Origin of the sequence: Streptomyces sp. ML-6, from assembly GCF_030116705.1 — a bacterium.
In the GTDB taxonomy this organism is placed as follows: Bacteria; Actinomycetota; Actinomycetes; order Streptomycetales; family Streptomycetaceae; genus Streptomyces.
In genome coordinates this window covers 1,876,492-1,889,747 of the sequence record NZ_JAOTIK010000001.1, presented here as the reverse complement: position 1 = coordinate 1,889,747, position 13,256 = coordinate 1,876,492, and the positions used below count along the sequence as shown (strand labels likewise).

General features: G+C 73.0%; 10 protein-coding genes and 1 pseudogene. 2 read left to right on the top strand and 9 right to left on the bottom strand.

Features of this window, described 5'->3' with window-relative positions; translation table 11 throughout:
• Positions 1 to 24: 24 nt before the first annotated feature.
• The 4 genes from OCT49_RS08345 to lipB form a co-directional block, all read right to left on the bottom strand.
• Positions 25 to 729 carry a DUF4191 domain-containing protein gene (locus OCT49_RS08345; protein ID WP_283851248.1) on the bottom strand — a complete coding sequence of 235 codons (705 nt, stop codon included), beginning with the start codon at positions 727 to 729 and terminating at the stop codon, positions 25 to 27.
• 19 nt (positions 730 to 748) lie between these two features.
• Positions 749 to 949, bottom strand: a complete 201-nt coding sequence (locus OCT49_RS08340; RefSeq protein WP_283851247.1) for an SCO2195 family GlnR-regulated protein — start codon at positions 947 to 949, stop codon at positions 749 to 751.
• A gap of 334 nt (positions 950 to 1,283) precedes the next feature.
• Complete coding sequence (gene lipA / locus OCT49_RS08335; protein WP_283851246.1) at positions 1,284 to 2,249, bottom strand: lipoyl synthase; 966 nt, start codon at positions 2,247 to 2,249, stop codon at positions 1,284 to 1,286.
• Between the two features lie 132 nt (positions 2,250 to 2,381).
• Complete coding sequence (gene lipB / locus OCT49_RS08330; protein ID WP_283851245.1) at positions 2,382 to 3,194, bottom strand: lipoyl(octanoyl) transferase LipB; 813 nt, start codon at positions 3,192 to 3,194, stop codon at positions 2,382 to 2,384.
• 265 nt (positions 3,195 to 3,459) lie between these two features.
• On the opposite strand from lipB, the pseudogene OCT49_RS08325 reads away from it, so the two are divergent.
• Positions 3,460 to 5,131: pseudogene (locus OCT49_RS08325) on the top strand (NsdA family TPR-like regulatory protein).
• A 108-nt stretch (positions 5,132 to 5,239) separates the two neighbouring features.
• On the opposite strand, the gene OCT49_RS08320 reads toward OCT49_RS08325, so the two are convergent.
• Entirely contained in the window at positions 5,240 to 6,547 is a 1,308-nt protein-coding gene (locus OCT49_RS08320) for an NAD(P)/FAD-dependent oxidoreductase (RefSeq protein WP_283851244.1), read from the bottom strand.
• Positions 6,548 to 6,853: 306 nt separating this feature from the next.
• On the bottom strand, positions 6,854 to 7,753 hold the full coding sequence (locus OCT49_RS08315; RefSeq protein ID WP_283851243.1) for a TIGR01777 family oxidoreductase: 900 nt from the start codon (positions 7,751 to 7,753) through the stop codon (positions 6,854 to 6,856).
• A 193-nt stretch (positions 7,754 to 7,946) separates the two neighbouring features.
• On the opposite strand from OCT49_RS08315, the gene OCT49_RS08310 reads away from it, so the two are divergent.
• Positions 7,947 to 8,477, top strand: coding sequence for a GNAT family N-acetyltransferase (locus OCT49_RS08310; protein ID WP_283851242.1), 531 nt, complete (start codon positions 7,947 to 7,949; stop codon positions 8,475 to 8,477).
• Positions 8,478 to 8,634: 157 nt separating this feature from the next.
• On the opposite strand, the gene OCT49_RS08305 is transcribed toward OCT49_RS08310, so the two are convergent.
• The 3 genes from OCT49_RS08305 to aceE all read right to left on the bottom strand — a co-directional run bounded on the left by OCT49_RS08305 (position 8,635) and on the right by aceE (position 12,961).
• Positions 8,635 to 9,156, bottom strand: coding sequence for a DUF4240 domain-containing protein (locus OCT49_RS08305; protein ID WP_283855716.1), 522 nt, complete (start codon positions 9,154 to 9,156; stop codon positions 8,635 to 8,637).
• A 60-nt stretch (positions 9,157 to 9,216) separates the two neighbouring features.
• The gene (locus tag OCT49_RS08300) at positions 9,217 to 10,182 is read right to left on the bottom strand and encodes a helix-turn-helix transcriptional regulator (protein ID WP_283851241.1); all 966 of its coding nucleotides are present in this window, start codon (positions 10,180 to 10,182) and stop codon (positions 9,217 to 9,219) included.
• Between the two features lie 109 nt (positions 10,183 to 10,291).
• Positions 10,292 to 12,961 carry a pyruvate dehydrogenase (acetyl-transferring), homodimeric type gene (gene aceE, locus OCT49_RS08295; protein WP_283851240.1) on the bottom strand — a complete coding sequence of 890 codons (2,670 nt, stop codon included), beginning with the start codon at positions 12,959 to 12,961 and terminating at the stop codon, positions 10,292 to 10,294.
• Positions 12,962 to 13,256 lie beyond the last annotated feature (295 nt).

The following is a 13,256-nucleotide window of genomic DNA, read 5'->3' as shown; positions in this document are numbered from 1 at the left end:
CCCGCCCTTCGGCGTGTCCGGGCGTCAGCGCATCTTGCCCCGCGGCATCCGCATGCCCTTGGGCATGGGGCCCTTCGGCAGGGGCATGTTGCTCATCAGGTCGCCCATCGCGCGCAGCCGGTCGTTGGCGGCCGTCACCTGCGGGCCGGTCAGGACGCGCGGCAGCTTCAGCATCTTGGTGCGCACCTTCTTCAGCGGCACCTGGCCCTCGTCGTTGCCGACGATGATGTCGTGCACCGGCACGTCGAGCAGGATGCGCGCCATCTTCTTCTTCTCGGCCGCGAGCAGCGCCTTCACCCGGTTCGGGTTGCCCTCGCCGACCAGCACGATGCCCGCCTTGCCGACGGCGCGGTGGACGACGTCCTGGTTGCGGTTCATCGCGACCGCCGGGGTCGTGGTCCAGCCGCGTCCCACCCGGTCCAGCACGGCCGCGGCGGCGCCCGGCTGCCCCTCCATCTGCCCGAAGGCGGCACGCTCGGCACGCCGTCCGAAGACGATCGCCATTGCGAGGAGGGCCAGCACGAAGCCCAGGATGCCCAGGTAGATCGGGTGGTCGATCAGGAAGCCGACCCCGAGAAGGACACCGAAGGTGACGATTCCCACGCCCGCGACGACGAGACCGACCTTGGGATCGGTCCTCTTGGCCATCTTGTAGGTCAGGGCGATCTGCTTGAGCCGCCCCGCGTTCTCGGCGCTGTCCGCGCCTTCAGTGTTTGCCTTCCTCGCCATGTACAGAAGTTTACGTGGCCTAGGAACGGCGGTCGGCCGCGGCCTCCAGTACGTACTCGGCCTCGACCCTGTCCTTGGCCCGGCGCCGGTCCTCCACGACCGCGTTCCAGGCATTGCGGCGGGCGGTGCGCTGGCCGCCGCTCAGGAGCAGCGACTCGACGGCGCGGAGGGCATCGGTGACGGAAGGGATGGCGGTGGCGCGTACCGGCACGGCCTGCATCGTGGAAATCTCCTCGGAGCGGATGTGCGGACTGAGTTGCGTGGACTCAGCTGCCCGGGGCGGACGTGCCCGGGACTGCGTTGCGCGGAATGAGCGGCGGGCGCGGGGAACAGGGCCGGTGGCGGCCGGACGGCCACCGCGAGCCACTGCGCCCGTGTGCACCCAGCGTCATTGCTCGGTGTTACCAGCGCATGACCGGTCGGTCAAACACCAATGAAACCCTGATCCGGGCGCCGCGCACGCCGACGCGGCCCATCCGCGCCTCCGACCTGCGGAGAGCGTATGAGCCGCGTCGGACCATCCGTTACTGCTCGGTAGCTTCTTGTGCCCGGATTCACACGGCGGGCGCCGCGGCGGCGGCGTCCCGGCGCTCGATCGCCTGCTGGAAGAGGCGCCCGGCACGGTACGAGGAACGGACCAGCGGCCCGGACATCACGCCGGAGTAGCCGATCTCGTCGGCCTCGTCCTTCAGCTCCACGAACTCCTGCGGCTTCACCCAGCGCTCGACCGGGTGGTGCCGCACGGAGGGGCGCAGGTACTGCGTGATCGTGATCAGCTCGCACCCCGCCTCGTACAGGTCCCGGAGCGCCTCGCTGACCTCCTCGCGGGTCTCGCCCATGCCGAGGATCAGGTTCGACTTGGTCACCAGACCGGCCTCGCGGGCCCGCGTGATGACCTCCAGGGAGCGCTCGTAGCGGAAGCCGGGGCGGATCCGCTTGAAGATCCGCGGCACCGTCTCCACGTTGTGCGCGAGCACCTCGGGGCGTGCGGAGAAGACCTCGGCGAGCTGCTCGGGGACCGCGTTGAAGTCCGGGATCAGCAGCTCGACCTTGGTGCGGCCGGCCTCCCGGCCGGCGGTCAGCGCGTGGATCTGGCGCACGGTCTCCGCGTACAGCCAGGCGCCGCCGTCCTCCAGGTCGTCGCGCGCGACGCCGGTGATGGTGGCGTAGTTCAGGTCCATCGTGACGACGGACTCGCCGACCCTGCGGGGCTCGTCCCGGTCCAGGGCCTGCGGCTTGCCCGTGTCGATCTGGCAGAAGTCGCAGCGCCGGGTGCACTGGTCGCCGCCGATGAGGAAGGTGGCCTCGCGGTCCTCCCAGCATTCGAAGATGTTGGGGCAGCCGGCCTCCTGGCACACCGTGTGCAGACCTTCGCTCTTCACGAGCTTCTGCAGCTGGTTGTACTCGGGGCCCATCTTCGCCCGGGTCTTGATCCACTCGGGCTTGCGCTCGATGGGGGTCTGGCTGTTCCGGACCTCCAGGCGAAGCATCTTGCGTCCGTCGGGTGCGACAGCGGACACTTCGGCACTCCCCTTTGCTTTCACTGCATTGGATTCTTCGGCGAACACCAGGGTACGCCCGTGGTTCAGACGGCTTTACGTCTGGCCAACCTGTGGCCGACAGGTCCTATTCCCCGTCGGCCCTCCAGAGTGTCATGCCGTGGCCACGGCATCCGCCGGTCGTTCGACGACGCGCGGCGCCAGGTGCGCGTTCTCCAGGACGTCCCGGAGGTGCTTCTCCACGACCGGGAGCACCTCCGCGATGGTGATGTCACGGCCCAGCTCGTACGCGAGCGAGGTGACGCCCGCGTCCCGGATGCCGCACGGCACGATCCGGTCGAACCAGGTGTTGTCCGGGTTCACGTTGAACGAGAAGCCGTGCATGGTCACGCCCTTGGCCACCCGGATGCCGATCGCGGCCAGCTTGCGGTCCTCGCGGCGCTGGCCGGCGTTGGACGGGGCGTACTCGGGGCCGTTCAGCCGCGCGTCGAACTCCTCGTCCTGGAGCCGGGGGTCGAAGTCGAGCGAGAGGCCGCCGAGCGACGGACGGTCCTCGACCGGGTCGCCGAGCACCCAGACGCCGCTGCGGCCCTCGACCCGGGTGGTCTCCACGCCGAACTCGGCCGCGGTGCGGATCAGCGCGTCCTCCAGCCGGCGCACGTGCGCGACCACGTCCACCGGGCGGGGCAGCTTCTGGATCGGGTAGCCGACCAGCTGCCCGGGGCCGTGCCAGGTGATCTTGCCGCCGCGGTCCACGTCGATGACCGGGGTGCCGTCCAGCGGACGCTCGCTGTCGGTCGTGCGCCGTCCGGCCGTGTACACGGGCAGGTGTTCCAGCAGCAGACAGGTGTCCGGGACGGCGTCCTCGAATCTGGCCGCGTGCACCTCGCGCTGCTTCTGCCATGCCTCCTGGTAGTCGACGGCTTCCTCGCCGAATCCCAGCCGGACGAACCGAAGCTCAGCCACGACAGATGCCCTCCTACTAGCGGTGACGGGAGCCGGGAGGTGCCCGGAACCGCGCCACCATGCACTGGATCACGCCCCCGGCCACTGTACGACCGGCCCCGGGGCGGCGGCCCGGCAGGTCTTACCCGTCAGCGCCACCATCAATCCTCACACGATCGGATGAAAGTGAAGCGAAGGTAGCTGTGATGGGCACGGAGGCCGCTAAATTCGCGCCGTTCCATAAGGGCCGGCCGACCGGCCCCGAAGGCAGGAGACCGTACAGCTGATGTCGGAACGACCTCCGCAGCGCACCCCCAACCGCCGACTCGCCTCGCTCATCACCGAGGCCGGTTTCTCCAATGCCGGTCTCGCCCGCAGGGTGGACCAACTCGGCCTCGAACACGGCCTCGACCTGCGGTACGACAAAACCTCCGTGACCCGCTGGCTGCGCGGTCAGCAACCCCGCGGCACCACCCCCGCGCTGATCGCCGAGGTCTTCACCCGGCGGCTCGGCCGCCGCCTCTCCGCGCAGGACCTGGGCCTCGACGCGTGCGCCCCGGTCTACGCCGGCCTGGAGTTCGCGGCCACGCCCGCGGAGGCGGTCGACATCGTCAGCGGGCTGTGGCGCAAGGACTCGGGCAGCAACGCGGAACTGCGCAAGATCGCCTTCACCCCCGCCGGACTCGTCGTGCCCAGCAGGGACTGGCTGATCGGCCGGGCCGACGAATGGGTGGGACGGGGCCACGAACCCGCACCCCCGGCGCACGCCGGGGCCGGTGGCGCCCACGGGACGGCCGAGCCGGGCGGCTCCGCACGCCCCGGCGGCCCCATGGGCGCACGCGTGGTGCCGGGGGTGCGCGGGACGTACGGGACGCACGGGACGGCAGGCCCCGGCGGGCCCATGGCACCCGGGCCCGGCCGGGGCGGAGCCCGCGGCCCCGTGCCCGCCAGGCCCTCCGGCCCCACCGCACCCCCGGGGCGCCCGCGCCCCCGCGGTCCCCGGCCTGCCGGGCACCCCGGGCGTCCCCCGCCAGCGGACCGAACGCGGCCCCGGCCAGCGGGTCAGCGGCGGCGACGTGGCCGCCCTGCGCTCGGTCGGCGAGCTCTTCCGCGCCCTCGACAACACCTATGGCGGCGGCCACGCCCGCCAGGCACTCGTCCGTTACCTGGAGCACGAGGCGGAACCGATGCTCCGCGGCACGTACGGGGAGGCCACCGGGCGCCGGCTCTTCTCCGCCGCCGCCGACCTCACCCGGCTGGCCGGCTGGACCTCCTACGACATCGCGGCCCACGGCCTGGCCCAGCGGTACTTCGTCCAGGCCCTGCGGCTCGCCCAGGCCGCGGGCGACCGCGCGTACGGCAGCTACGTCCTGATGACCATGAGCCGACAGGCGGTCTACCTCGGACACGGCAGGGAGGCCGTGCAGCTGGCCCGGGTGGCCCAGCAGGGCATCGGCTCCTCGGCGCCGCCCGTCGTCCAGGCCCTGCTGCACGCCGTCGAGGCCCGCGCGCACGGCGTGCTCGGCGAGGCCAGGCCCTGCACCACCTCGCTGGCGAGGGCGGAACACGCGCTGGAGACCGCCCGGCCCGGGGACGAGGTGCCGCACTGGGCGCGGTACTTCGACGAGGCCCAGCTCGCCGACGAGTTCGGCCACTGCCACCGCGACCTGCAGCAGCACCGGGCCGCGGCCCAGCACGCGGAGCGCTCGCTCCAGCTGCGCTCCCCCGCGTACGCCCGCAGCCGGCTGTTCTGCCGGGTGGTGCTGGCCTCCGCGCGGCTCGGGCTCGGCGAACTGGACCAGGCGTGCGCGCTCGGCGCCGAGGCCGCCCAGCAGGCCGCGGAGATGCGCTCGGTGCGGGCGACGGAGTACGTACGGGACTTCGAGCGCCGCCTGGAGCCGTACCGGGACGCGGCCGCCGTACGGAACTACCGCGAACGGGTCGCCGCACTGGGGTGAGGCCCCGAGGGGCCGGGGCCGGGTATTTCGTTCGGCGGGCGGACGACGGCCCCGCTCGGCCCCGCCCCGCCCGGGACCGGGCGGCCCCGGGCGGGGGGATGGTCCCGACTACGCGGCCTCGGGCAGCCCCGTCCCGCTGCCGCGCCCCGGACGCACGCCCAGGTCGGTGAGGATCGCCTCGGCCGCGCGGCGGCCCGACACCAGCGCGCCCTGGACCGAGCTGGTGTCGCGGTGGTCGCCGCACACGTACAGGCCGGAGAGCAGCCGGACCGGGCGGCGCGGGTCGTGCGGGGCCGGCATCGCGGGTATCGCCTCGGGGTCGTGGTGGGAGGCCAGCAGCTCCCAGTCGTCGGTGGGGGTGCCGTACAGCGCGGCGAGATGGGCGCGGACCGTGCGGTCCAGATCGGGCGGCGGGGTGCCGAGCACCGTCGAGCTGATCAGCGTCCGGCCGCGCGGCGCGCGCGAGGGATCGACCGCGCTCATCACCGCGGTGTGCGCGACCGGCCCCGAGCGGTCGGCGTCCAGCAGCAGCGAGGCACCGGTCGGCGGGGCGACGGGGGCGGTGTGGTGAAGGACCGTCACCGGATGGAAGGACGGCGTCCGCAGGCCCGGCAACAGTTCGGCGGCGGCCCCGGCGCCGGTCGCCAACAGCAGGGAACGGCAGCCCAGTTCGCCGTGCTCCTTGGTGCGGACCGAGGTGATGTCGGCAGCCGTGACATGCACGCCCGTACGTACCGTGCCGGGCGGCAGCGAGGCCGCGAGCAGGTCGGGCAGGGTGCCCGAGCCGCCCTCGGGCACGCACAGCCGGCCGCGCGCGTAGCCGCGCAGGGCGAGATCCGCGCACCGGCTGGACGTGCTGAGACCGGGGTCGCCGAGCAGCGCGGAGAGCAGCGGGCGGAGGAAGCCGTTGACCGTGCGGGAGGGCAGGCCGCGGTGGGACAGGGCGGCGAGCGCCGTCTGTTCGGGCCGGGCCAGGATGCGGGCGGTCGGGGTGGCGGCGAGCCGGGACAGTGCGGCGCCCAGCCGGGCCTGGTCGATCGGCCCGCCCATCGGCGGCCTGGGGGCGCTTGCGAGGGCGCGCGCCGCCTTGAATGCGCCCCGCGCGCCCCGTGCATCGCCGGTCCGGTACTGGCGGCCCTCGCTGTGGACGAGGACCCCCGGAGCGAAGGTGCGCAGCGCCAGCCCCTCCAGGCCGGGCGTCGTGCGCAGCTCCGGGCAGGAGGTGCTGAGGAGCGGGCCGATGTGGTCGAGCCGGAAGCCGTCCAGCTCGGCCGTGGCCATCCGGCCGCCGACCCGCGGGCCGGCCTCCAGAACGCTGACACTCACCCCCGCGCCGGTCAGGCGGTGGGCTGCTGACAGGCCGGCGATCCCGGCCCCGATGATGACGACGTCCGCGTGATGTGCCGAGCTGAGCACGTGCCCCTCCCCGAGTCGGCGCAACTACTGGGAGGCTCTTGCCCCCGACAGGCCCCCGGAATGCCCGAGTTCGCAAGGAGGCTAGGAGGGCCGCCGACCGGGTCGCAGTCGCGCGCGCCAGGGGCACCGTTGCACGGGGTCGCATCCGTGTCCGATTCGGCGCGAGGGGCGTGGTCCGGGGACGCGCGGGGTGCGCGGTCCGGCGTGCGCCGGTGCGTTCCCGGCGCGCCGCCGGTGTGTTTGGTACGGGGCCGGTGTGCTTGGTACGGCGTCGGCGTGCTCGGTACGGCGTCCGCACCGGCGCGTTCAGCGCAGGGCCGCGCGGATCGCCGAGTCGATGCCCGGGAAGGCGAACGCGAAGCTCGAGTCCAACAACCGTCCGGGCAGCACCCGCTGACTGCCCAGCACGTCCTCGGCGAAGTCGCCCAGGACGATCCGCAGGGCCGGGGCGGGCGCGGCGAAGAGCGTGGGGCGGTGCAGCACCCGCCCCATCGCGGCCGTCACCTCGCCGTTGGTGACCGGATCGGGCCCGGTCAGGTTCACCGGACCCGACAGCGACTCGGTGTCCAGGATGTGGCGCAGGGCCGCGACCTCGTCGTGCAGCGAGATGAAGCTCCAGTACTGGCGCCCGTTGCCCAGCCGGCCGCCGAGCCCCGCGCGGAACAACGGGAAGAGCCGGCCCCAGGCCCCGCCCTCGCGGGCGACGACCAGACCGGTGCGCGCGTGCACCGTCCGTACGCCCGCCTCCTGGGCGGCGGCCGTGGCCGCCTCCCACTCCACGCAGACGGACGGCAGGAACCCCTCGCCGGCCGGGGCGCTCTCGTCGACGGCCCGGTCCCCGGTGTCGCCGTAGTAGCCGATGGCCGACCCGGACAGCAGCACCTTCGGGGGCGTGTCCAGCGAGGCGACCGCCTCGGCGATCGCCGCCGTCCCGAGCACCCGGCTGTCCCGGATCTCCTGCTTGTACGCGGCGGTCCAGCGCCGGTCGCCGACCCCGGCGCCGGCGAGATGGACGACGGCGTCGCAGCCCACCAAACCCGCCACGTCGACGTAACCGCGTCGGGGATCCCACTCCACCTCGTCGCCGGCCCGCGCCGGGTGCCGCACGAGGCGTACCACCTCGTGCCCGTCGGTACGCAGCGAGCGCACCAGCGCCGCTCCGATGAGTCCGGATGCTCCGGTGACAGCGATACGGGAGTGCAGCATGGTTCCATCCTGCCGCAGCGGCTCCGGCGCGCGCCGCCGACCGGGCCCACGACCCCTGCGGGCCCCGCGCCGTCATGTGCGCCGACCTCCCCACGCGTCCGGCGCACGGCCCCTCGCGGCCCGTGCGCGGTCCGTGCGCGGGGCGGAGAATTCGGGCTGACCGGGGGAGGCGCGGCGTGACACAGTGGCGCACATGTCCGAGAACCACACGTACACGCCGGAGAACCACCTGTTCTCGATCCGTCCCGCGGTCTTCTCCGACGGGGACGCCCTCGCCGAACTCGACCGCGAAACCTGGTCGACGCTGCACGCCGTGATGCCGAAGCCGCAACCGCCGTACAGCCCCTTCTTCGACGACCGCCACCGCCCCGAGGATTTCCTGGTGGCCGAGACGGCGGGCGAGCCGGGGCCCGTCGGCTACCTCCGGCTGGTCCCGCCGACCCCGCTGGCCTGCAACACGCACGTCCGGCAGATACAGGGCCTCGCCGTGGCCGGCCGGGCACGCGGCAAGGGCGTCGCCAGGGGGCTGCTGCGGGCCGCGTTCGCGGCGGCGCGCGCCGAGGGGGCGAACCGGATGACCCTGCGGGTGCTCGGCCACAACACGCCCGCGCGGGCCCTGTACGAGTCGGAGGGCTTCGTCGTCGAGGGCGTGCTGCGCGGCGAGTTCTTCCTGGGCGGACGCTATGTCGACGACGTCATGATGGGGCGCTCGCTCGACCGGTGACGTTCCGCCGCCCGCCCGTTCCCGGCCGGTCCAAGACGCACGCGCCGACGAGCGAGTACAACAAGCAGGGCCGTCGCCCCCGGCTCGGTTTCCTCCGGCACGACCGGCGGCACCGGAACGACGGGCCCCGCCGTCCGCGCCGCGGTCACGGGCCCGTTCAGCGCGCTCCGAACCGCTCCCAAAGCGCGGGGAAGCGCTTCGCCAGGGCGGCATCGTCCTCGAGGTCGATCGGGGTGCCCTCCGGCTCCGACGCCCGGGGCGGCAGGCCGAGGTCCGGGGTGACCGCACCGGTGAGCTGCTCGTACGCCTCGTCGGCGGCGTAGCCGAGGTCCTCGCCGTCCCCGTCGAGCTCCTCGTCGAAGTCGTCGAGGAGCTCGGCGAGGCTGTCCGGGTCGTGCAGCGCCCCCTCGAAGACCTCCCGGCCCTGGCCGATCAGCCAGCAGCGGAACCAGTCGAAGGCGTCCTCGCCCGCGCCGTCCAGCAGCACGGCGGCGGCGCCCCACAGGTCCCAGCGGTGGGCACGGTCGTAACGGGCCTCGAAGTGTCTGGCGAAGTCCAGCACCGCCTCGGGATCGAGCCGCACCAGCCGTTCGACGAGCAGGTCGGCCTGGTCCTCGGGGTCGCCCTCGGCGGCCTCGCGGGTGCTGTCGACGATCTCCCAGAACTCCGTCTCGTCCATCACGGGTCAAGCATCGGCCCTGGCGACGGGCGACGCACGCGGACGCGGGGAGGGCGGCCCTCAGCGGTAGAGGTCGTGCAGCCGCTCGGCCGCCGCGGCGAAACGGTCCCGCAGGGCGGCCGGTCCCAGGACCTCCGATTCCGGCCCCAGCGCCAGCAGTTGGCTGTAGGCCACCTCCAGGGACTCGACCGGCAGGGTGACGGTGAGCCACCCCTCGGCATCGGCCGGACCGGCCGCCTCCAGCGCCTCCCGGACCGCCGAACGGTCCATCGTGTGCGGCAGTCGGCGTACCCCCTCCGGCGACAGCCGCACCTTCACCTCGGCCCGCAGCAGCGAGCGGGCGAACTGGGCGGCCCGCTCGTCCCAGAAGCCCGGCAGGTCGAACCGCTCGTCGCGCCCGAACCGCTCGTCCGACACCTCGACGGCCGAGAACCGGTCGATCCGGTACACCCGGAAGTCGCCCGCCACCCGGGCGCAGAGGTACCAGACCCCCGCCTTCAGCACGAGGCCGTACGGTGCCATCTCCCGCTCCACCTCGCCGTCCCGGCGGCGGTAGCGGGCCCGGACGAGCCGGTCGTCCCAGACCGCCTCGGCGAGGACCGGCAGCAGTTCGGGAGTGGCCGGCTCCTGGTACCAGCCGGGGGCGTCCAGGTGGAAGCGCCGGGCGGCGCTGTCGGAGGCGTCCCGCAACGAGGGCAGCAGGGCCGCCGAGACCTTGAGCCGGGCGGCGGACGCGGCGTCCTCCAGACCCATGTCGCGCAGGGCGGACGGCAGCCCGGAGAGGAAGAGGGCCTCCGCCTCGGTGCGGGCGAGGCCGGTGAGGCGGGTGCGGTACCCGCCGATCAGCCGGTAGCCGCCCGCCCGGCCCCGGTCCGCGTACACCGGGACGCCCGCCTCGGAGAGCGCCTGCGCGTCCCGGGTGACGGTCCGCTCGGACACCTCCAGCTCACGGGCGAGTTCGGCGGCGGTCATGGCGGGGCGGGACTGCAGGAGCAGCACCATTTTGATGAGACGGGCGGCACGCATGCGGTCCATTGTGACCATCGGCCCGCCCCCGCCCTCCGTCCCCGGGCAGGGACGGACCGACGAAAAGAAGCGGTGGCCGGGACGGGCCCGGCCACCGCTTCGTCACGGATCAGAGCCCGTAGCGCTCCCGGGCCTCCTTGACCGCGGTCGCGGTCACCTCGCCGCGCCGGGCGAGCTGGGCCAGGGCCGCGACCGTGATCGACCGCGCGTCCACGCCGAAGTGGCGGCGGGCCGCGTCACGGGTGTCCGACAGGCCGAAGCCGTCCGTGCCGAGCGAGGACCAGTCCTGCTCCACCCACTGGCTGATCTGGTCCGGGACCTGACGCATCCAGTCGCTGACCGCGAGGACCGGACCGGGGGCGCCCTCCAGCGCCTGCGTCACGTACGGCACCCGCTGCTCGCCGCGGAGCAGCGCCTCGTCGCACTCCAGCGCATCGCGGCGCAGCTCGCCCCAGGACGTGGCGGACCAGACGTCGGCCGTCACGCCCCAGTCCGAGGACAGCAACTCCTGCGCCTCCAGGGCCCAGTGGATCGCCGTGCCGGAGGCCAGCAGCTGCACGCGCGGCGCGTCCGCGGACGCCGGCACGCCCTCCTTGAAGCGGTAGAGGCCCTTGACGATGCCCTCCTCGACGCCCTCCGGCATCGCGGGCTGCGGCTTCGGCTCGTTGTAGACCGTCAGGTAGTAGAAGACGTTCTCGGCCTCGGGGCCGTACATCCGGCGCAGACCGTCCTTGACGATCACCGCGATCTCGTACGCGAACGCCGGGTCGTAGTTGAGCGAGGCCGGGTTCGTGGCCGCGATCAGCTGCGAGTGGCCGTCCGCGTGCTGGAGGCCCTCACCGGTCAGCGTCGTGCGGCCCGCCGTGGCGCCGACGATGAAGCCCTTGCCGAGCTGGTCGGCGAGCTGCCACATCTGGTCGCCGGTCCGCTGCCAGCCGAACATCGAGTAGAAGATGTAGAACGGGATCATCGCCTCGCCGTGCGTCGCGTACGACGTCGAGGCGGCGATGAAGTCGGCCATGGCCCCGGCCTCGGTGATCCCCTCGTTGAGGATCTGGCCGTCCTTGGCCTCCTTGTAGTACATCAGCTGGTCGCGGTCGACCGGCTCGTACGTCTGGCCCAGCGGCGAGTAGATGCCGGCCGACGGGAACAGCGACTCCATGCCGAAGGTGCGGGCCTCGTCCGGGACGATCGGCACCCAGCGCCTGCCGGTCCGCTTGTCCCGCATCAGGTCCTTGACCAGGCGGACGAAGGCCATGGTGGTGGCCATCTCCTGCTTGCCGGACCCCTTGTACAGGGCCTTGAACGCGCGCTCCTCCGGCTCGGGCAGCGCCACCGCGTGCACCCGGCGGGCCGGGGCGGGGCCGCCGAGCGCGGCGCGGCGCTCCTGGAGGTAGCGGACCTCGGGGGAGTCCGCGCCCGGGTGGCCGTAGGGCACCAGGCCGTCGGCGAACGCGCTGTCCGGGATCGGCAGGCCGAGCAGCTCGCGCATGTCCTTGAACTCGTCCACCGAGAGCTTCTTCATCTGGTGGTTGGCGTTCTTGGACTCGAAGCCCTTGCCGAGCGTGAAGCCCTTCACCGTCTGCGCGAGGATCACGGTCGGCGCGCCCTTGTGCGACAGGGCCGCCCGGTACGCCGCGTACACCTTGCGGGCCTCGTGGCCGCCGCGCGAGGTGTAGAAGCACTCGGCGATCTTCGCGTCGGTGAGCAGCCGGGACAGCTCGACCAGCGCGGGCTCGGCGCCGAAGAAGTGCTCGCGGATGTAGGCGACGTCACGGGTCTGGTACGTCTGGAACTGGGCGTCCGGGACCTCCCGGAGCCGGCGGACCAGTGCACCGGTGGTGTCCAGCCGGAACAGCTCGTCCCAGGCGCTGCCCCAGAGCGTCTTGACGACGTTCCAGCCGGCCCCGCGGAACGCGCCCTCCAGCTCCTGGACCACGCGGAAGTTGGCGCGGACCGGGCCGTCGAGGCGCTGCAGGTTGCAGTTGATGACGAAGGTCAGGTTGTCGAGACCCTCGCGGGCCGCCAGCGCGAGGGCGGCGGTCGACTCGGGCTCGTCCATCTCGCCGTCGCCGAGGAAGGCCCAGACGTGCGAGTTCGACGTGTCCTTGATGTTGCGGTTGGCGAGGTAGCGGTTGAAGCGCGCCTGGTAGATCGCCGAGAGCGGGCCGAGGCCCATCGACACGGTGGGGAACTCCCACAGCCAGGGCAGCCGCCGCGGGTGCGGGTAGGACGGCAGGCCGTCGCCGCCCGCCTCCTGGCGGAAGTTGTCGAGCTGCCGCTCGCTCAGCCGGCCGTCGAGGAAGGCGCGGGCGTAGATGCCGGGGGAGGCGTGGCCCTGGATGTAGAGCTGGTCGCCGGAGCCGTCCCCCTCCTTGCCGCGGAAGAAGTGGTTGAAGCCGGTCTCGTACAGCCAGGCCGCCGAGGCGAAGGTGGCGATGTGGCCGCCGACGCCGAAGCGGGAGCCGCGGGTGACCATCGCGGCCGCGTTCCAGCGGTTCCAGGCGGTGATCCGGGACTCCATCTCCAGGTCGCCGTCGAACTCGGGCTCGGCGGCGGTCGGGATGGAGTTGACGTAATCGGTCTCCAGCAACTTGGGCAGCGCGAGACCGGCGCCCTCGGCGTGCTCCAGCGAGCGCCGCATCAGGTACGCGGCGCGGTGCGGGCCCGCGGCCTTGGTGACGGCGTCCAGGGAGGCCGCCCATTCGGCGGTCTCCTCGGGGTCACGGTCCGGGAGCTGGTCGAGCTCGCTCGGAAGCTTTCCTACGGGGTCGGTCATGATCGCCGCCTTCCGGAGTGGAGGGGGGTGGAGAAAGGCCCTGACTGGCAGGACAGGGCGATGGGGCCGGTGGGCCCGCGAAGTGAACTGTAGGACGCCGATCGATGATCGATCAAAGGGTGAAGGGCAAAACTTCTCGATATGAAGAAATTGGCATTCGGTGCCGCGAAACGGGGCACGGAGTGACGGGATTTAGCGCTCAAAAGGGGCGACCGCCTGCACGGAAGAGCGCCTCTCTCGACAGATGTGTACACCCTCACGGGGGACGCGAACGGGCTCCCGGCCGCTCCCGAGC

What these genes read in the sequence shown, in the direction of transcription:
- aceE (WP_283851240.1), bottom strand. Translation starts at nt 12,961, where the DNA reads ATGACCGACCCCGTAGGAAAGCTTCCGAGCGAGCTCGACCAGCTCCCG.
- OCT49_RS08310 (WP_283851242.1), top strand. Translation starts at nt 7,947, where the DNA reads ATGTCCGAGAACCACACGTACACGCCGGAGAACCACCTGTTCTCGATC.
- OCT49_RS08315 (WP_283851243.1), bottom strand. Translation starts at nt 7,753, where the DNA reads ATGCTGCACTCCCGTATCGCTGTCACCGGAGCATCCGGACTCATCGGA.
- OCT49_RS08345 (WP_283851248.1), bottom strand. Translation starts at nt 729, where the DNA reads ATGGCGAGGAAGGCAAACACTGAAGGCGCGGACAGCGCCGAGAACGCG.
- OCT49_RS08305 (WP_283855716.1), bottom strand. Translation starts at nt 9,156, where the DNA reads ATGGACGAGACGGAGTTCTGGGAGATCGTCGACAGCACCCGCGAGGCC.
- OCT49_RS08300 (WP_283851241.1), bottom strand. Translation starts at nt 10,182, where the DNA reads ATGCGTGCCGCCCGTCTCATCAAAATGGTGCTGCTCCTGCAGTCCCGC.
- OCT49_RS08340 (WP_283851247.1), bottom strand. Translation starts at nt 949, where the DNA reads ATGCAGGCCGTGCCGGTACGCGCCACCGCCATCCCTTCCGTCACCGAT.